A 19407-nucleotide genomic window follows, 5' to 3' on the forward strand; every position below is an offset into this window, starting at 1 on the left:
AAACTTTTCATGAACTTACTCATACTCGATAATTACGATTCGTTCACCTACAATCTCGTCCATTTGGTGAAGCACCTCGGCTACTCTCCTGTAATTAAAAGGAATGACAAAATTAGTCTTGATGACGTAGATGCCTATGATAAAATACTCCTTTCCCCAGGCCCTGGCATTCCTGAAGAAGCAGGAATAATGATGGATTTGATAAAAAGATATGCACCGACTAAAAGCATAATGGGCGTTTGCCTTGGCCACCAAGGTATTTCCGAAGCTTTTGGTGCCAAGCTGCATAATTTGGATTTGGTCTATCACGGCATAGTCACCGATACAGAAATCACCGATGCCGAAGAGATTCTTTTCAAGGATTTACCTACTACACTGAAAACCTGCCGCTACCACTCATGGGTAGTTGACCCAGAAGGCTTGCCCAACTGCCTCGAAGTCACCGCTACCAACAGCGAGGGCAGGATCATGGCGATTAGGCACAAGGAATTCGATGTGCGCGGAGTGCAATTCCACCCCGAGTCTTTCTTGACCGAAGGCGGCGAAACCATGCTTAAAAACTGGTTAGAATCGTAGTTATCTTTATTTTTTGACCTTTAACATAGATATAAAATGAAAGAAATATTAAACCATCTTTTTGAATACAAAACCCTTTCAAAAGAGCAGGCAAAGGAAATTTTGACAAATCTGGCTCAGGGCAAATATAACAACAGCCAAGTCGCTGCTTTCATGACGGTTTACCTCATGAGGAACATTACGGTAAATGAACTAGCAGGCTTTAGGGATGCTATGCTGGAGCTTTGCCTCCCAGTAAAGTTTGACCACGATGTAATAGACCTTTGCGGAACGGGTGGCGATGGGAAAAATACTTTTAATATAAGCACACTGTCTTCTTTTGTTACCGCTGGAGCTGGGGTAAAAGTTGCCAAACATGGCAATTACGGGGTTTCTTCTGTTTCTGGTTCTTCTAACGTGTTGGAATATTTTGGCTACAAATTCACCAACAACACGGATGAACTCAGAAAAAAAATGGACGAGGCAAATATCTGCTTTCTTCACGCACCATTGTTCCATCCAGCCATGAAAAACGTTGCCCCAATTAGGCGGGAGCTTGGCATCAAAACCTTTTTCAATATGTTGGGACCAATAGTGAACCCGTCCAAACCCAAGTACCAATTAGTGGGTGTTTTCAGCTTAGAGCTCCAAAGGCTATATGCGTATTTGTACCAAAATACATACAAGCATTATGCAATTATCCACGCACTAGACGGCTATGATGAAGTTTCTCTTACGGGTGATATCAAATCGGTAACGCACCAAGGCGAACAGCTGCTTACCCCTTCTGACCTTGGTTTGCCCAAACTCACCCAAGAAGAAATTTCTGGGGGAGAATCGGTAGAAGATGCTGCCACTATTTTCAAAAATGTATTGGAAGGAAATAGCACCGAAGCACAAAGAAATGTGGTTTTAGCAAATTCAACCTTAGCTATTGCTTGCGCTAAAAACATCTCAAATACAGAAGCTCTTGAACTTGCCAAAGACTCCTTGGACTCGGGCAGGGCAAAAGCTGCTCTAAAAAAACTCATCGATTAACCTTACCCATCTCTTAACCAATACAACCATGACTAAATACATAGAGAGCATCCAACGATTTGCCAAACTGGAAAAAGATTATCATAGTAAATTCCCAAACGCTCAACCCGTTGGCAATTTTTTCGCTTATTTTGAACTAGACGACTTACTTGATATAATACAAGGAGCAAACGGAAAGGAGATAAAATTCACACTGGAAAAACAAACAAATAGCTGCTCGTATAGCTATTTGTAGAAAACTGGATAAAGAAAAATGTCGAATATTTTAGATAAAATAATAGCCCACAAGCTACAAGAAACCGCAGCTAGAAAGGAACAAATTTCTATATCAGAACTGGAAAAATCTATTCCTGAAAGAAGTATTATTTCTTTGAAAGAGAGCATCAAAAAAACAGAAAGCGGAATTATTGCCGAGTTCAAAAGACGCTCACCATCCAAAGGATTAATCAACGGAACTGCTTTACCAAGCGAAGTTCCAGCTGGGTACTTGGAAGCTGGAGTAGCTGGCGTTTCCATCTTAACTGATGAAGAATTTTTTGGAGGAACCAACGAAGACCTCAAAACTGCACGCTCATTTGCCAAAGGACCTATTCTACGTAAGGATTTCACTGTGGAAGAATACAACGTGGTAGAAGCCAGAGCCATAGGAGCTGACGCCATCTTGCTGATAGCCGCTGCTTTGGAGCCCAAACAGCTCAAAAACTTGGCAAAACTGGCAAAAGAGCTAGGTTTAGAAGTATTAATGGAGATCCACAACAAAGAAGAACTTAATCGTTCAATAAATGAATATGTCGATTTGGTGGGGGTGAACAACAGGAACTTAAAGACGTTTGAAGTTTCAATAAACACATCGATTGAACTAGAAAAAGCAATCCCAAATGAGTTTTTGAAAGTTTCAGAAAGTGGAATTAGCAATCCAAAAACAATTTTGGAACTTAGAGAGATTGGCTTTTCAGGCTTTTTAATTGGGGAAAACTTCATGAAAACTAATAACCCCATCCAAGCATGCAAAGAGTTTGTAAGTATGCTCAAAAATCTTGGATAGTCAAAAACTACCGCTTCTGTCTTTTCAACCAGTTTAATCACTCCTAGTCTCGACATTTCTTGAACACAAAATAGTAAGAACTGATCAAATAACCCTATTACTAGAAAATGATACAGACTGTATTTGAAGACAAAAATGAAAATTTTAAATGGGTAGATGTGGTAAACCCTCAGCCCGAAGAATATGAAATCTTAACCAGTAAATATAACCTGCACCCAGCAGCTGTCAAAGACTGCCTTGCTCCTGAGCATTTGCCCAAATATGAACGTATTGGCGAAAGCAGCTTCGTAATAGCAAGAATCTATGACGAGAGCTCTCAAGACGCTGCCGATACCGTGCAGCAACTAACCAACAAAGTTGCCATGTTCATAACGGATGAGTTTATTATTACTATCCACAGAAAAGATGAACCATTTATTGCTAGGGCAAAAGAAAAATGGCACAACCCTTCCAAGCTAGCGGAAAAAACCCCTACATACCTTATAAACCAGTTGATTTATAGGTCTATCAAAACTTACGAAGGAGCACTTTATCGCTCTACAGAGCGGCTAGATAAAATTGAGAAGAAAATATTTGCCGATTCGAAAGCACCTGAACTTATCAGGGAAATGTATATAATTAAAAGAAGAGCTTCAGTTTTCAAAAGAATGCTGCTCCTCTCTAAAGATATGCTCAACCAATTTGCCCGCTTTTCGGACGTGCAAGACCCCTTTACCCAAGACCTTATAGACAGTGCCGACAGCATGCACTTTAAGGCAGATGAGCTTCACGAAAACGTAAACAACCTATTAAATCTCCACCTATCTCTTGCATCACATCGCACCAATGAGGTAATGGGAGTACTTACTATCGTATCCATGCTATTCCTACCATTAACCTTTATAGTAGGTTTATACGGTATGAACTTCCAATATATGCCTGAGCTTAACTACAAATACAGCTACTTTGTAGTCTTGATCCTTATGATCATAATGGTGATTGTCTCCTACATTTGGTTCAGAAGGAAGGGCTGGCTGTAGCCCAAAGCCTGCTGGGTAAATGAGCTAAACTCAAGAAAATCAACAAAATATTGATTTTCAATTTGGGATAAGATTATTAATTGCTACTTTTGCACTCCTTTTTAAAGGGAAAACTGTGCCTAGGCGCAGCGTTTATTTTAATAATATTCCAATTTTAGAGTATTAGTTTATTTAACCAGCATGTTGCAACAATCTGCTTGTAACCTCTGCTACAACGACAATTTAAAATGCCCGGAATAATTGGTAAAAAAATCGGGATGACAAGTGTTTTTGACGAGAACGGAAAAAACATTGCATGTACTGTCATCCAAGCTGGGGAAAATGTTATTACCCAAGTCAGAACAAAAGATGTCGACGGATACGAAGCTATCCAGGTAGGATTCGGAGACAGAAAAGAAAAAAACACGCCTAAAGCCCTTCAAAGCCATTTCAAAAAGGCAAACACTACTCCTAAGCACAAGCTTACTGAGTTTAGAGATTACGAAGGTGATTACAGCCTAGGAGATGTTTTGTCTATTGGCGAAGTTTTCGAAATAGGAGACTTTGTCGATGTGTCAGGCACTTCAAAAGGTAAAGGTTTCCAAGGTGTTGTAAAAAGACACGGATTTGGTGGTGTAGGTCAAGCTACTCACGGTCAGCATAATAGAGGTCGTGCACCAGGTGCTATCGGAGCTTGTTCGTATCCTGCAAGAGTTTTCAAAGGTCTTAAGATGGCTGGACAAACAGGAAACAGCAAGGTAACGATTCAAAACCTTAAAGTTTTGAAAATCATTCCCGAAGAAAACCTCATCGTATTGAGCGGTGCAGTACCGGGAGCTAAAAATTCTTACGTGATCATCGAAAAGTAGTATTTGAAATGGAATTATCAGTATTTGATATAAGCGGAAAAGATACGGGCAGAACTGTTGCGTTGCCTGAATCAGTATTTGGAATCGAACCAAATGATCACGCCATCTATCTTGACGTAAAGCAATTCTTGGCTAACCAAAGACAAGGAACACATGCTGCCAAAGAAAGAGCGGATATCGTAGGTTCAACCAGAAAGATCAAAAAGCAAAAAGGAACTGGTACAGCTCGTGCGGGTAGTATCAAATCTCCTATTTTTAGAGGTGGTGGACGTGTATTTGGTCCAAGGCCAAGAGATTATAGCTTCAAGCTTAACAAAAAGCTTAAAAAATTGGCTAGGAAATCTGCTCTTGCTTACAAAGCAACAGATTCATCGATCTCTGTAATAGAAGGTTTCAACTTAGACACGCCAAAGACTAAGTCGTATTTGAATATCCTTAAAGGATTGGAATTGTCTGGCAAAAAGACATTGCTAGTACTCCCAGAACAAGATACCAACATCTATCTTTCTGCGAGAAACATTCCAAAGACGAAGGTAGTCACTGTTGACAACCTAAATACTTATGAAATTCTTTATGCAGACACGTTGATAGTTGCCGAGTCTTCACTCGAAAAACTTTCAGCCCTCTAAACCAATATTAGTTATGCAAATACTTAAGAAGCCCATAGTAACAGAGAAAGTTACTGAAATGAACGAAAAGGGCATATATGGATTTATTGTTGACAGGAGAGCCAACAAAATACAGATCAAGAAAGAGGTAGAGGCAACTTACGGTGTCAATGTAGATAGCGTAAGAACTATGAACTACCAAGGCAAAGCTAAAGTTCGTTACACTCGTACGAAAGTTATTAGTGGACGCCAGCAGTCTTTCAAGAAAGCAATAGTTCAAGTTGCAGAAGGTGAGTTCATCGATCTGTATGAAAATTTATAATTGTTACAAGACATTTAAAATTATATAAAAATGGGTGTTAGAAAACTAAAACCGACTTCCCCAGGACAAAGGTTTAGATTGGCCCCAACTTTTGAGGAGATTACAACCAGCAAGCCCGAAAAGTCATTGTTGGCTCCTTATAAGAAGTCTGGTGGTAGAAATAGTCAGGGACGCATTACTTCTAGAAACAGAGGCGGTGGTCACAAACAAAGATATAGGATCATCGATTTCAAAAGGACAAAACACGGCATGCCTGCTGAAGTATTGTCAGTTGAATATGATCCAATAAGAACAGCTCGTATTTCTTTGCTTCAATACGAAGATGGTGAGAAGACGTACATCGTTGCACCAGCAGGGATCCAAGTAGGACAAAAAGTAGTATCTGGACCAGAAGCTGCTCCAGAACTTGGCAACTGCCTTCCACTTGAAAACATTCCTTTGGGTACCATTATTCACAACATTGAGTTGAAACCAGGTAAAGGAGCTGCGATGGCTCGTAGTGCAGGGTCTTATGCTCAGCTAATGGGTCGTACTGGAAAATATGCCACTCTTAAATTGCCTTCAGGTGAAAGTCGTTTAGTATTACTTTCTTGCTACGCAACGATAGGTACTGTATCAAACAGTGATCATATGAACGAGCGTTTAGGAAAAGCGGGTAGGAAAAGATGGTTAGGAAGACGTCCACGTGTAAGAGGTGTTGCTATGAACCCTGTCGATCACCCAATGGGTGGTGGTGAAGGAAGGTCTTCAGGAGGTCATCCAAGGTCACGTACTGGTCTTTACTCTAAAGGTAAGAAGACTAGGAGTCCTAAGAAGTATTCCAACTCTTTCATTATTGGCAAAAAAAATAAGAAATAAACATGTCTAGATCACTTAAAAAAGGACCATATATAGATTATAGGCTTGATAAGAAAGTAGCTACTCTTGAAGAGTCTGGCAAAAAAACAGTTATCAAGACTTGGTCAAGAAGATCAATGATTTCCCCTGATTTCATAGGTCACACATTTGCAGTTCACAACGGCAACAAATTCATCCCTGTTTATGTAACCGAAAACATGGTAGGTCATAAGTTTGGTGAATTTGCACCTACTCGTAACTTCAGGGGGCACATTTCTAAAAAAGATAAAGGGAAAAGATAAATCATGGAAGCAGTAGCGAAATTAAATAACGTACCCATCGCTCCCCGTAAGATGCGCCTAGTTGTTGACACTATTAGGGGACAAAAAGTAAGTCACGCACTTAACCTGTTAAAGTTCGAAGCGAAAAGTGGTGCTCCACTTATAGAAAAGCTTCTTCTTTCAGCTCTTGCCAACTGGGAAGCAAAAAACCCTGATGAGGCTATAGAGGATGCAGATCTTTTTGTAAAAGAAGTATTTGTTACTCAGGGAAGGACTCTTAAAAGATTCAGACCTGCACCTCAGGGAAGAGCTCACCGTATCAGGAAACGCTCTAACCATGTAACTTTGGTAGTTGATTCATTCAGCAATACTTTGCTTGACGAAGTTGAGGAAGTCGAAACTGAAGTAACTGAACAATCTGATAATTAATTTCAAAGAAAATATTCATGGGACAAAAAGTAAATCCAATAGGGCTCAGGTTAGGATACGTAAAAGGATGGGATTCTAGCTGGTACGGAGGAAAAGACTTCTCAGACAAATTAGTTGAGGACGAAAAAATTCGTAAATATGTTAGTGCCAGACTCCCTAACCCAAGGGCAGGCATTTCAAGAATTGTAATAGAAAGAACGCTTAAAAGGCTAACCCTTACTGTTCACACGGCTCGTCCGGGTGTAGTAATTGGTAAGGCTGGTGCTGAGGTTGATAAAATCAAAGAAGAGCTTAAGCAACTTACTAGTAAAGATGTTCAGATCAATATCAGTGAGATCAAAAGACCTGAGCTTGATTCTAAACTAGTTGCAGAGTCTGTTGCACAGCAAATCAGCAATAGGGTATCGTACAGGAGAGCTATGAAACAAGCTATCCAAAACACGATGCGTGTTGGTGCTCAAGGTATCAAAATCAAAGCTTCTGGTAGACTAGGTGGTGCTGAAATGGCAAGAACCGAACTTTACAAAGAAGGTCGTATTCCATTGCATACACTTAGAGCTAACATCGACTATTCATTGGTTGAAGCTCAAACTGTATATGGTAAAATCGGTATCAAGGTTTGGATATTTAAAGGCGAAATCTACGGTAAGCCTGATTTGAGCCCAAATATCGACGAAGCTCCAGAAAGAGGAAATAGAGGCGGTAACAGAGGTGGTAACAAAAGAAAACCACAAGGAAGGAGAAGACCAGGAGGAGGCGGAAGACCTCAGAACAACGATAGATAATGTATCAAAAAAGGGCTGCAAGTTTGCAGCCCTTTTCTTTTTGCTTTTTTCCTATTGAAGAGAAATCCCAAACTTTTGCTCGATAGTAGGTTTAGGCATTATTTCTACCACAACCTTAAAAGACACATCGTCGAAAGGCCTGTCTCCTGAACCTGTTGGCACTTGACTTATTTTTTCCAACACATCTAATCCAGTAATTACTTCTCCAAAGACGGTATATTCCCCATCTAACGAAGGGTAGCCACCTATAGAAGTATAAGCTTGAAGTTGCTGCTCAGAAATTGGCTTATCAAGCTCCACTCCAAACTCCTCCTCAATCACCTCTTTATTGTCCATTATCAACTTTCCATATTTCTCCATTTCCCCGTCTACTTGAAGCTGCACTGCTTCTTGACGCACAGAGTAATATTCTTCTTTTTCAAGTAACTGCACAAACAATCCCTGCATTTGCTGATAATCAACCATCAAGTTTTTCAGCTCTTCTTCACTAAAAACTTTTCCTTCTACCACAAAAAACTGGCTTCCATTAGATTCTTTATCAGGATTGGCATCACCACCAATTCTGGCCGCAGACAATGCCCCTTTTTTATGAATTAAACTAGGGTTAAACTCAGCAGGAATAGTATAGCCTGGACTTCCCATTCCAAGCTTTGCCAATGAGCCAGCATCCCGTGAAGTTGGATCACCTCCCTGAATCATAAATTCAGACATCACTCTATGGAAAAGCAAATCGTCATAAAATCCATCTACCGCCAGTTTTACAAAGTTTTCCTTATGAAGAGGGGTTTCATCGTAAAGAATGGCTTGCATATTTCCCATACTAGTTTCTATGGTAATTAAATATTCTTCTCCTTCTTTTAGCGAACGGTATTCTGAGAGTCCTTTTTTCTTTTCCCCACCACAAGAAGAAATTATGGCCAATAGAAATAAGAATGGAATTAAGTTTTTCAACATCATTTTACCTAACTGTTTTGCATTATTGATTCTATTTCATCTGCCTCAATCGGAATATCTGCCATCAGATCAACTGGAGAGTTTCCATTGATAAGAATATCATTTTCAATCCTCACGCCTATTCCTTCTTCTCGGATATAAATACCAGGCTCGCAAGTAAACACCATCCCATCTTCAAATTTCCTAGCCCTTGAACCATAATCATGCACATCCAAACCCAAATGGTGAGAAACTCCATGCATAAAGTATTTCCTGAATAATGGCTTACCTCGTTTTTGGTTTTTCACGTCTTCTGCTGTGAACAGCCCGAGCTCAATCAATTCCTCTTCCATTATTTTCTGTACGTCTGCGGTATAGTCTATCAAATTATTACCTGGAACAAGCATTTGAATTCCCTGTTTCATCACTCTCAACACAGCATTATAAACCGCCTTTTGCCGTTCGGTAAACTTTCCGCTCACGGGAATAGTACGGGTCAGGTCAGAAGCATAATTAGCATACTCAGCCCCAAAATCCATTAAAAGCACATCCCCATCTTGGCACTGTTTAGCATTGGAGATATAATGTAGAACGCAAGAGTCTGAGCCCGAAGCGATGATAGGTTCATATGCCGACCCTCTTGAGCGATTCCTCAAAAACTCATGCATCATTTCTGCCTCTATTTCATATTCCCACACCCCTGGCTTCACAAATTTCAACACTCGCTCGAAGCCTTTTTTGGTAATTCCACAAGCATGCTTTATCAACTCAACTTCCGTTTCAGATTTGATCACTCGGAGGTGATGCATTATTGGGGACAAACGCTCATATTCATGCAGGGGAAATTTCTCTTTACACCATTTTATGAAGCGGGCATCCCTCGTTTCCACATCTTCTCCTGCCCTCAAGTGCTCATTTGTGTTCAAATAAATTCTTTCGGCTTCGTAAACCAACCTTGTCAGCACATCATTCATACTGCTCAACCAGTAAACAGTTGGCACTCCCGAAGTTTCTCTTGCCTGTTGTTTGGTATATTTTGCCCCTTCCCAAATCGCTATCAACTCACTCGTTTCTTTCAAAAAAAGAATTTCACGGTGCTTTTCCTCCCTCGCATCGGGAAAAACCACTAACACCGACTCTTCCTGATTTATCCCACTTAAATAAAAAATATCTGAATGCTGTTTGAAAGGCATCACACCATCGGCACTGGTCGGCATAATGTCATTAGAATTTAATATGGCAATTGAGTTTGGTTTCATCTCTTTTGCCAAGTTCTTTCTATTTTTGATGAATAAAGAATTGTCGATTGGAGCGTATTTCATGTCCTAATATATAATTAAGTTTAAGTTGTTTCAGCTACTCAATAATCGATTAGCAGAACTTTTAACATCTCGATTACCGTTTAAAAATAAGCATATTTAGCTGAGCGACACATTTTTCCCTTTGCTAATTAGTAAAAGCATAGCTATCAAAAACCATTTTTACTCACCCAATTATTGGTTTGAGATATCTAATTAAGAAATTTTACAATTTAATAAATCAACTAATGAGAATTTTAATTGGAGTATTGAGCTTTTTAATTCTTTCCTCTTCGGCTTTTGCCCAACAGCAAAAATACTGGGTCGTATTCAAAAAAAAGGAAATAAAAGAGCATGAAAACACAGCACTTGTGTCTGAAAAAACACTTGAAAACAGAAAGTCACAAGAGATTCCTTTAATTCAATATTCTGATTTTCCAGTTTCTGCCTCCAATTTAGAAAGCGTAAAACAAGAAGGGGCTGCTCCTCTTGTGGTATCCAAATGGCTCAATGCCGCAAGCGCAAAACTTACCCCCGAGCAAGTGAACAGGCTCAAGCAATTGCCTAATGTAAAAAAAGTCATCCCTATCCGAGGAAAAATGCTTCCTGCTAAATATACCATGCCATCGCCATCTTATGCTACTGCCATCAGCCAAATGGAAGCCAACGTAATGGCCGAAGAAGGACTCACAGGCGAAGGAGTTGTTGTTGGTGTAATTGACGCTGGTTTTTTCGGTGCAAAAAACAACAAATACCTGAAAGAACTTTTCAAAGATAAGCGAGTATTGGGCGTAAAGGATTTGGTAAACCCTCTTAAAACCGACCATTACGATTCTATGGAAACTTTTTCGGACAGCCACGGAACGACTGTTTTGAAAATGATAACGGGGGTGAAAGGAAAAGGAGAGCAGTCAGGCTTTGCTACCAATGCTACATTTTACTTGGCAAGAACTGACCACGGTGACAACGAAACCAGAGGGGAAGAAGATAACTGGGTACAAGCAATGGAATGGATGGATAGCTTGGGCGTTCGGCTCATCAACACGTCTCTGGGCTATGCACTCGGTTTCGACGATCCTAATGAGAATTACAAGTTGGAAGATATGGATGGGCAAACGAGCATTATCAGCAAAGCCGCTCAAATCGCCAGCGATGAAAAAGGCATATTACTCGTGGTTTCTGCTGGAAATGAAGGATCGGACCCAGCTTGGCGAATCGTTTCCACCCCTGCCGATGCTAAAGGTGTCCTTTCGATTGGGGCAACTGACCCAAGTGGGCTAAAAATGGGGTACAGCAGTATTGGGCCAGAAGAGTTACCTTACCTCAAGCCAAATGTTTCTTGCTTTTCTCTGAGCGGAACTTCTTTCTCCGCTCCGGTAATAACCGGTTTTGCCGCTTGTCTTTTGCAGAAAAAACCTGAAGCCAAGAATACTGAAATCATCAAAGTCATTGAGAAATCTGCACAGCTCTATCCTTATGGAAATAACTTCATAGGCTACGGAATCCCCAAAGCCTCCATGGCTCTTTCTCTGTTAAAAAATGAAATTGAGCTTACGGATTTGCCACAAAAAGTCTCTGCCGAAGGGAAGGATGTCTATACCGTAAAAGTGAAAGACAAAAAAATCACTAAGGGTATTATTTTCCACAAAAAGGATGAAAGAATAGTGCTTTTGCAAAATTATGTAAAAGGTAACAAGGGAAAGTTTGAAATAAAAAAAGCAAAAGATGCGCAATTCAGTTCTGTTATCATAGACGGTAGGGTCTATGAAATTGCTTGGTAAGCCTACTTTTCCATAACTATTTTTTCTTACAAAATGAAAATTCAAACTTTACTGACCACTCTTCTTTTTGCCATTCAGCTTAACAGTTGCATCACTCCAGAATCGGAACAAGCAAGTACTGAAGAATCTCTATATTACGACATTCAAGAAATGTTGAACCCTGAAATAGCACGCTTGCAAAGTGAAAAACCAATGGTGAGAAAAGTTACCATGATGAATGGGGAAACTAAAACGGAAGAAATAAAAGTAGAAGATTGGAAAAAAGAACTTGCTGTTTTCCTTAATGCCAACATCAACAAACCCATCTTGAAAGGGAGCTACGAGATAGAAAAAAAAGAAGGTCTGATAACCTATACAGCCCTCAAAGAAGATTTGCCCATAAAAGAAATGAAGGTAAAATACGTAGGAGAACCAACTACTAAAATTGAAGCAGTAGAAGAAAAAGAAACTGTGTTATTTCACAACAAGCGAGAACTGGGCGTAACTATTACTGACGGAAAAATTGCCAGTTACAGCTTGGTGGGCTACCAAAAAATGCCAGCAAAAGACAGTTTGGTTTACAAAATAGAGGCAACTATCCTTTATTGATCACCTACCAGAAGAACCTACGGCTAGTTTTTTCTTCACTTGATGCACATTTCCCTGAAGGTCAAAAAGTTCGATGAACACGAGGTAATACCCTGTTCTCACTTTTTGACCTTCATCGTTTGTCCCATCCCACCGAAAATAACTACCTTGCCCCAGCAAAGCATTTTGTATCAAGACCTTCACAGCCCTTCCGTTCAAATCATAAATGATTATACTGGCGACTTGGGCATTTGAAGAGCAATTGAAACGTATGGTCGCAAAATCATCTACTCCATCTAAATTTGGGGTGAAAATTTCAGGTGCTACTTCAAAACATTCTTTTATTGAGTTTTCAACAACTAATTCCTTTCGCTGAGAATTGGGTTTTCCTGGTGTCGCATAGCCTTCCGTAGCTGCAGCCGAATGCCAGTTTTCAGGATCACTAGAAGGCAAATCATAAGCAATGCGCTCCAAAGAAACCCCTCCTACATCGTGGAGAAGGGAGAAATGCATATTTTCATCGTAGTTCATTTCATCAATTACCAATCTCGAACTATCCAACAGAATTACGTTCCCCTCATCGTCATTGAAGGATGGCATTTTCATTTCTATCAGAATTGAATCTGGCACAGTAGGGTACTCTGATTTGAATATGTTTTTATCTGAAGTAAGGACTAAAAATGATCTTGGCAGGAAAATCAAGCTGCTTTCACTAAGTACTTTTTCTTGCTCAACTTCTCCCTCTTTCTGAGTAGCCAACTCCCATTTTTTAAGGTCGATGTATTTATTTGAATAATTATAAATCTCAACAAAATCAACTCCTCCCGTTTTCGGGTTGAACAATACCTCACTTATCAGAACATCATTTGATTCAGCCTTTTCTGGCATCCTAAAAGTTATTTTTTGCCCCTTCATATCCGTATTCCCAGCACAATCTTGTAGCCCTTTTACCGAAAAAGTATATTCTTGGGAAGGTAAAATTTCATCCCCAAGTTGCAAATTGACTTTTTGAGATTCGGCAGAAATATACCCAACCGATGTTATTTTGAGTGAAGGTTTAAATTCATATTCTGCATTCATCACCGAAAGACTGTCCAAATTCTCATCAAATACTACTTCCAAATTCAGCGAATCCTTTACAAATAGTTTTAAAAATTTTGGTGGGAAATGATCAGAAACAATTCCTTTCACAGAATTTTCACTTCCAGGAGTTCCCCCTTTATCATCAACTGACCCAGCCCAGTTTTCCGAAGTATAGCAAGGATACTCCAGATCTACCATCTCTAAAGACCACCCTCCTTCAGCTTTCTCGCTATCAGCATACCAGCTTTTTGAATATACAATACTAAAAACCAACTCACCTTGTCTATTTTCCAAACTCAATTCTTCGCCATCATTATTAAGCGAAAGCCAGCTTGGTACGCCCATCACCTCCCCGAAACCTTGAAAGTGGAAAACTGCGTTTGCAGGGCAAAGAATCAAATATTGTTTGGGTAAAAGCAAGTTTTTTGGCAAAATCACTTTTCCTTTTTCATCACTCAAGCTACATCCTTCAAGCGTAATAATTTTGTCCGAAGAATTGTATAGCTCCAAATATTCATACTCGGGCAAGCCAACAGCAGGTATAGGATCTGCCAATACTTCTGTAATCAACAATTCTTGAAAATTAGGCTGTTCGCCCAAGGCTAAAATAACTGAAGCCGAATCAAGTACATTTCCCCAGCAATCATAAATACTTGTTAACTTCAGTTCATAAATACTACCTTTTTCCAGCCCATCTCTCAAAAAAAGCTTGACAACTTGCCCATCTACTTTTAAGTCCGAAATAAAAATATAGGGATCAAAAACAAAGTTTGGAGTAGAAATTAGCAAAGAATCAGGCGCTTCTGAAAAGACCAACTCTAACGTATCTGGTGAAATCAATCGGTACGATTGCAATACATAAGGTTCTTCATCTTTCAATTTCCCATTTACCGAATTAATCCTGCCCGGAGTTCCTCCCAACACATCCTCCGAAGCCCGCCAGTTGGCTGCTCCATTTCCACATTTCGTTTCCAAATCGATCATTTCTAATGACCAGCCGCCGTTGGACTTTCCATCATCGCCGTACCAGTTGTCAGAGTAGGAAACTGAGAAAACTGTAACACCATTTGGATTGGATAGGCTCAAGGTTTTCCCCGCATTGGTAAGGCTTGGAAAAGAGGAAATGCCCAAGACATTCTCGATTCCAAATTCGGTTTCCTTTCCATTTTTACAAACAAGCACATAAGATTTTGAAGGAAGCAAGTAGTCTGGAATTTCCGCAGAACCATTTCCATCATTCAAGACCATCCCGCCCAAATTCAGCAAGCTGTCTGTCGAGTTATACAGCTCAATATATTCTGTTTCGGATAGCCCAACCGAGGGTGATTCGTCTGCCATGACCTCGGTGATCAGTAAGCCTCCTATTTGAGGGATTTTCCCCAAACCAATCAGAAAGCTATCCACCAGCACATTTCCTACGCAATCGCTGATTCCTTGAACCTTAAATTTGTAAAACCTTCCCGAATCAAGGGCTTGGGGAAAAATGGTTTCGACTTGGATTGGAGAAATCAAGAGAGCCGAATCTACTTTTTCATTTTCGAGAAGAAAGTTGTCTTTTGACGAAAGAACTAACGAGTCGATTTCTTCGGAAAAAATGATTCCAATTTTTCCATTTAAAACCAATTCCCAACTTACAATTTGAGGAGCAAGTGTATCCACGAAAACCCCATTCACAGAATTCACTCTGCCAGGTGTACCACCCAAGCTACCTTCCGAAGCCCGCCAGTTGGCAGCTCCGCTGCCACACTTCGTTTCCAAATCGATCATTTCCAACGACCAGCCGCCATCCGATTTTTCATCATCACCGTACCAATCACTGGAATAAAAAACAGATGAAATCAGGCTATCATCCACAGTAACCAAAGAGATAGTTTCCCCCGAATTGGTAAGCGAAGGAAAGGATGAAATTCCTAAGCAATTTTCGATCGAAAACTCAGTTTCTTTGCCTTTTGGGCAAATGAGCAAATAGGATTTGGGAGGGAGGAGATGATGAGGCAAACTCACTTTTTTACTGGCATCTTGCAAAGCCACAGACAGTAAACTCAAGGTATCGTCTGTAGGGTTGTACAACTCCAAATACTCCACTTCTGGCAAACCTTGACTTGGCGACGGATCGACCATTAATTCACTTATCAACAAGTTATTCACACTTACTTTTTGAGGAATATTTACCAAAAAAGTATCCTGTTCCATCACGTTTCCATCTAAATCAGCCACTCCTTCTACTACCAAATTATACGATTTCCCAAACTCAACTTCTTCTTCAAATAGTAGCTCAACTAGTGAGTCTTCAAATAATTCCACTTCCTGTGGGTATCCAATTTGTTGGAAGGCGAAATGGTTAAATGCCTTAGCGGAAGTTTCATTGAGTGGCTCGGAAAATGTCAGCAAAAGTGTAGCCCTGCCTTTCAAAATCAGTGTATCTAAGCTAGGTGGGCTTGTGTCCCATTCAAACGATATTTCACTAGCTGGAGCAAGCTTTTTGGTAGCTAATTTCACTCTATCCGTCCTCAACTTATAAGGAATATTTTCTTTAAAAGGCTTAGCAAAAAACAAGGTTACTATTTCAGGTTCTTCCTCATTTACAACTACGTTTAGCGGTTTTCCAGCTCCAGCAACCTCAAACAGATATGCTTCAATTTCTGCATCTAGTTCTTCTTCATAAATCACTTCTAAGATATTAGCCGCTATCACCTTTGCCTCCAACAAAAAATTATGATACACGAAAGTTTCAGAAAGGCTATCCACCTTTTTCCCGTCACCAGCAATCACATTCTTTACCCAAACTGTCTGTAGGCTATCCTCCTCAAAAGACTGTGGAAAATGAAAATCAACAGCTTGGGAATTGGCTTGAACTAAAGAGTCCGCCACGGAACTCGATACGAAAGCATGAATGGAACCTGGAAATGTTATTTGCTTGGAAAACCAAATACGTAGGCTGTTTTCCGACAACACTTCTGTCTCAAAAATGGCGGGAAACTGCGCCTCAAACTCTACTGCTATGCTATCCACCAAATTGCCTTGTAGGTCTTCCATCTCCAGTAAAAGCAACCGATTGTTTGCCTGAAAAATGGTTGGAAAACCGAGCTCTACTTTGTTGGAAGCCGATTCTAGTTTTGAAATAGTTGTGGGGTAATCAGTCGTATTTAAGGTAAATCTATTTGACTTTAGCAGCACCGAATCGGAAAGCTCTTCGGAAAATATCAGAGCCAAAACCGAATCATTTTTCACTCTCAAACCCAGCAATTCGGGAGGTTTTTCATCGTAAACAACCGACCTATTCCGGGTGTACATCGTATTCCCAACCTCATCTTTCACCCCTGTTATTTTTAAATTATAGGGCTGCTCTGGTTGCAAACTATTTTTGAAACTGAGCCAAACAACTGCTGGGTTCAGCGAGTCCCTTACAGCTTGGAAAGGATGCCCGATATCGGGGCCTAACTCATAAAAATTTACTATTCGTGCCGAAAGGGAATCTACTGGTTCGGTGAATACAACTTTGAGCATGGTGCCCTCGGTAGCAAATACCTGATCGGGATCTACCGAAGGTCTTTTTGTGTCTCGGAAAAACTCAACTTCCTGCGGTAGGGGCATTGCATTTCCGTACACATCTTCAACATTCGAAACCTGAAGTGTGAGGGTTTTATTTTCAGAAAAAGGCTGTGGAAAAAACAAATGGACAAGGCTTCGATCGTTTTCATCCCTAACTGCCGCAATAGCATTTTCCTCCATTTCCACTTCATAAAAATTTATTAGAGTGGAAGCTGAACTACTATCCACTTCTTCGGAGAAATAAATATCCACCGCAGAAGATGTAACCAACTCCGCTTTTATCAGATCAGGCGGCTTGGTATCTGCAAAGTTGAAAACTAGCGAGTCGGTGTTGATAAGTCGATTCCCCAAGGTATCGGACAAATTCCGAACATATAAAGTATAGCCTTCCTCAATTTCAAAAGGCTCGGAAAAAACTAAGTTCAGGCTGTTTTCACCTGAAAAAACGAGCGATTGTGGATATGAGAAAAAGTTATCAACAGAGTAGTTGGACTTATCAACAGCTTCGGCTTCTCTCAATGCTTCATCAAACTCAATTATTAGTTCTGATCCCTCTAACCCACTTATTTTGAGTAATTTTGGAGGTTCTTCATCTGGCTTTGAATAATAAAAAAATTGTTGATAAGTTAGGCTATCGGGTTGATAACTACCTTCTATATCAGTCATATTCTCAATTTCCAGCTTACTAGAACCATTTTCGAGAAATGGTTTTTCAAAGACCAACACTACTTTACGTGGGTCTGAAATATCTTGTGCAACAGAAGCCGGAACAATGGAATCGTTCAGTAAATAATTTGCCATATTTTCCGCCTGCGGCTTATTAAGATCCGTTGACCAAACCAATTCCAATTCAGTTCCGCTCACAGCATTTGCCGAAAGTGGAAAAGGATATTTAGTGATTTCAACATCATCAAAATAGAACTTATCCTCCCTCGCGCCCGATGAAAAATGAACTTGTATCCCAAAATAATTTCCACTTCCAACCCCCTCATCCACTGCCTCACCTTGCACACTATTATTGACATATAATTCCCAAACTCCATCTGGCTTTCTGATGACCTCAACTTCGGCAAATTCTTGTGCGCTGCTCAAAACTCCTTCACCGTCAAAAACTAATTCACTCCTACTCGAACCCGTTTGTTTATAAAGATGGTACGCCACCCCAGATGAGCTTGGCTCAAGCCTCGCTTCCACATAATAGCCGTCCAAATCCTCGTTGAGGTCTTCCGAATCGCTGATAAGATATACTCTGGCGAGGTTTCTAGTAACCAACGAGGAGGACAGGTTGGAAAAATCCAGTTTGAGGTTGAATTTCCAATGAACTATGTGCTGGGTAAAATCTAAATTTTGAGATGTGGAAATCCAGCCTTTTCTTGTTCCCGAACCATTATCGAATATCGCTCTGAGTTCATTATTTTCGATGAGAAAGCCTCCCACCAGCCCAGACGTTCCTCCTTGGCTATAGACAGTTGAGCCATTTTCCAGGTTTATTCTGTTGAAATCTTCTAACAACTGAGCATTGCTTTTAGCTAAACTCAAGCATGACAGAATAGCAATAAAGTAAGCTGCCTTTTTCATGAGAAGAACGCTTAGGTGATACCACTCCCTTTAATTTAAGCAAAACCATAACAAACCTTAAGTCTTTGTTATGAAAAGAATAAAAATATCTCCTTAAAATAGTATTCCATCTTAGATTTTTCCACTTCCATATCTCTTCTTAGTTATTTTTAATCGAACTTTGCACCATTATTTACACAACCACAACAGAATAATGGACAGCATTTTAGCAGTTGAATTAGGCATCAACAGTGATGTGATGCACTGGGTAATTGTTCCCCTTCTTATTTTTATTGCCCGCATTTGCGATGTATCTATCAATACGTTACGGGTTATGTTCATGCTCAGTGGACGAAAAGGTATTTCTACTATTCTAGGCTTTTTAGAAGCGCTAATTTGGCTACTTGCCATCAGCCAAATTTTGCAAAATATAGGCAGTGTGATAACATACATTGCGTACGCTGGAGGTTTTGCAACAGGAATTTATGTAGGGATACTCATTGAAGATCGACTTGCCATTGGGACTATGATAGTGAGAATCATCACCCAAAAAGATGCTTCGGAACTGATAGAAGCGCTGAAAGAAAAAGGCTTTGGGCTTACCTACCTCGATGCCCTCGGAAAGAAGGGCAAAGTGAATATTATTTTTACCATCACCAAACGGAAAAACCTAGACCGCCTTTTAGGACTGATAGAGCAATACAATCCCAATGCCATGTACACCATTGAAGGGCTAAAACATGCACGGGAGTACCATGACATCATGCCCGAGTCGAGGGAAAATCCACTGAGAAGGGTTCGTGGGATGATAAGAAAGTAGTTTTTTACAGATAATGCAACCTATCATTTCTTTCTCTGTCTTTACTTAA

18 protein-coding genes are annotated in these 19407 nt (G+C 40.1%); 15 read left to right on the top strand and 3 right to left on the bottom strand.

Annotated features, from left to right (window positions below; translation table 11 throughout):
• The first annotated feature begins 9 nt into the window (after positions 1-9).
• From R9C00_27085 to rpsC, 12 genes are all read left to right on the top strand, one after another.
• The gene (locus R9C00_27085; GenBank protein ID WPO35366.1) at positions 10-576 is read left to right on the top strand and encodes an aminodeoxychorismate/anthranilate synthase component II; all 567 of its coding nucleotides are present in this window, start codon (positions 10-12) and stop codon (positions 574-576) included.
• A gap of 36 nt (positions 577-612) precedes the next feature.
• Entirely contained in the window at positions 613-1593 is a 981-nt protein-coding gene (gene trpD / locus R9C00_27090; GenBank protein ID WPO35367.1) for an anthranilate phosphoribosyltransferase, read from the top strand.
• A 28-nt stretch (positions 1594-1621) separates the two neighbouring features.
• The gene (locus R9C00_27095) at positions 1622-1828 is read left to right on the top strand and encodes a hypothetical protein (GenBank protein ID WPO35368.1); all 207 of its coding nucleotides are present in this window, start codon (positions 1622-1624) and stop codon (positions 1826-1828) included.
• A gap of 18 nt (positions 1829-1846) precedes the next feature.
• Positions 1847-2638, top strand: coding sequence for an indole-3-glycerol phosphate synthase TrpC (trpC, locus tag R9C00_27100; GenBank protein ID WPO35369.1), 792 nt, complete (start codon positions 1847-1849; stop codon positions 2636-2638).
• Positions 2639-2745: 107 nt separating this feature from the next.
• On the top strand, positions 2746-3657 hold the full coding sequence (corA, locus tag R9C00_27105; GenBank protein WPO35370.1) for a magnesium/cobalt transporter CorA: 912 nt from the start codon (positions 2746-2748) through the stop codon (positions 3655-3657).
• A 227-nt stretch (positions 3658-3884) separates the two neighbouring features.
• The gene (gene rplC / locus R9C00_27110; GenBank protein WPO35371.1) at positions 3885-4505 is read left to right on the top strand and encodes a 50S ribosomal protein L3; all 621 of its coding nucleotides are present in this window, start codon (positions 3885-3887) and stop codon (positions 4503-4505) included.
• An 8-nt stretch (positions 4506-4513) separates the two neighbouring features.
• Positions 4514-5134 carry a 50S ribosomal protein L4 gene (rplD, locus tag R9C00_27115; protein WPO35372.1) on the top strand — a complete coding sequence of 207 codons (621 nt, stop codon included), beginning with the start codon at positions 4514-4516 and terminating at the stop codon, positions 5132-5134.
• Between the two features lie 13 nt (positions 5135-5147).
• Positions 5148-5435 carry a 50S ribosomal protein L23 gene (rplW, locus tag R9C00_27120; GenBank protein ID WPO35373.1) on the top strand — a complete coding sequence of 96 codons (288 nt, stop codon included), beginning with the start codon at positions 5148-5150 and terminating at the stop codon, positions 5433-5435.
• Between the two features lie 30 nt (positions 5436-5465).
• Positions 5466-6293 (top strand): 50S ribosomal protein L2, encoded by an 828-nt coding sequence (gene rplB, locus R9C00_27125; protein WPO35374.1) that lies wholly within the window; start codon positions 5466-5468, stop codon positions 6291-6293.
• 2 nt (positions 6294-6295) lie between these two features.
• The gene (rpsS, locus tag R9C00_27130) at positions 6296-6574 is read left to right on the top strand and encodes a 30S ribosomal protein S19 (GenBank protein ID WPO35375.1); all 279 of its coding nucleotides are present in this window, start codon (positions 6296-6298) and stop codon (positions 6572-6574) included.
• A gap of 3 nt (positions 6575-6577) precedes the next feature.
• On the top strand, positions 6578-6982 hold the full coding sequence (gene rplV / locus R9C00_27135) for a 50S ribosomal protein L22 (protein WPO35376.1): 405 nt from the start codon (positions 6578-6580) through the stop codon (positions 6980-6982).
• A gap of 17 nt (positions 6983-6999) precedes the next feature.
• Positions 7000-7767, top strand: coding sequence for a 30S ribosomal protein S3 (gene rpsC, locus R9C00_27140; GenBank protein ID WPO35377.1), 768 nt, complete (start codon positions 7000-7002; stop codon positions 7765-7767).
• A 51-nt stretch (positions 7768-7818) separates the two neighbouring features.
• Here rpsC and R9C00_27145 read toward each other — a convergent pair whose 3' ends face one another.
• Both R9C00_27145 and R9C00_27150 read right to left on the bottom strand, forming a co-directional pair.
• A complete protein-coding gene (locus tag R9C00_27145; protein ID WPO35378.1) occupies positions 7819-8724 on the bottom strand; it encodes a peptidylprolyl isomerase in 906 nt (301 codons plus the stop codon).
• A 5-nt stretch (positions 8725-8729) separates the two neighbouring features.
• Positions 8730-10022 carry an aminopeptidase P N-terminal domain-containing protein gene (locus R9C00_27150; GenBank protein WPO35379.1) on the bottom strand — a complete coding sequence of 431 codons (1293 nt, stop codon included), beginning with the start codon at positions 10020-10022 and terminating at the stop codon, positions 8730-8732.
• Positions 10023-10246: 224 nt separating this feature from the next.
• Here R9C00_27150 and R9C00_27155 point away from each other — a divergent pair, with 224 nt between their 5' ends.
• Together R9C00_27155 and R9C00_27160 are read left to right on the top strand one after the other, a co-directional pair.
• Positions 10247-11779 carry a S8 family serine peptidase gene (locus R9C00_27155; GenBank protein WPO35380.1) on the top strand — a complete coding sequence of 511 codons (1533 nt, stop codon included), beginning with the start codon at positions 10247-10249 and terminating at the stop codon, positions 11777-11779.
• A 33-nt stretch (positions 11780-11812) separates the two neighbouring features.
• Positions 11813-12367: a hypothetical protein gene (locus R9C00_27160; protein ID WPO35381.1), complete on the top strand. Its 555-nt coding sequence runs from the start codon at positions 11813-11815 to the stop codon at positions 12365-12367.
• Here the strand turns inward: R9C00_27160 and R9C00_27165 are convergent, their stop codons facing one another.
• The gene (locus R9C00_27165) at positions 12368-18559 is read right to left on the bottom strand and encodes a lamin tail domain-containing protein (protein WPO35382.1); all 6192 of its coding nucleotides are present in this window, start codon (positions 18557-18559) and stop codon (positions 12368-12370) included. It abuts the gene before it with no gap.
• A 193-nt stretch (positions 18560-18752) separates the two neighbouring features.
• Here R9C00_27165 and R9C00_27170 point away from each other — a divergent pair, with 193 nt between their 5' ends.
• Positions 18753-19358 carry a DUF2179 domain-containing protein gene (locus tag R9C00_27170; protein ID WPO35383.1) on the top strand — a complete coding sequence of 202 codons (606 nt, stop codon included), beginning with the start codon at positions 18753-18755 and terminating at the stop codon, positions 19356-19358.
• Positions 19359-19407: the final 49 nt, after the last annotated feature.

Source organism: Flammeovirgaceae bacterium SG7u.111, from assembly GCA_034044135.1.
Classification (GTDB): Bacteria; Bacteroidota; Bacteroidia; order Cytophagales; family Flammeovirgaceae.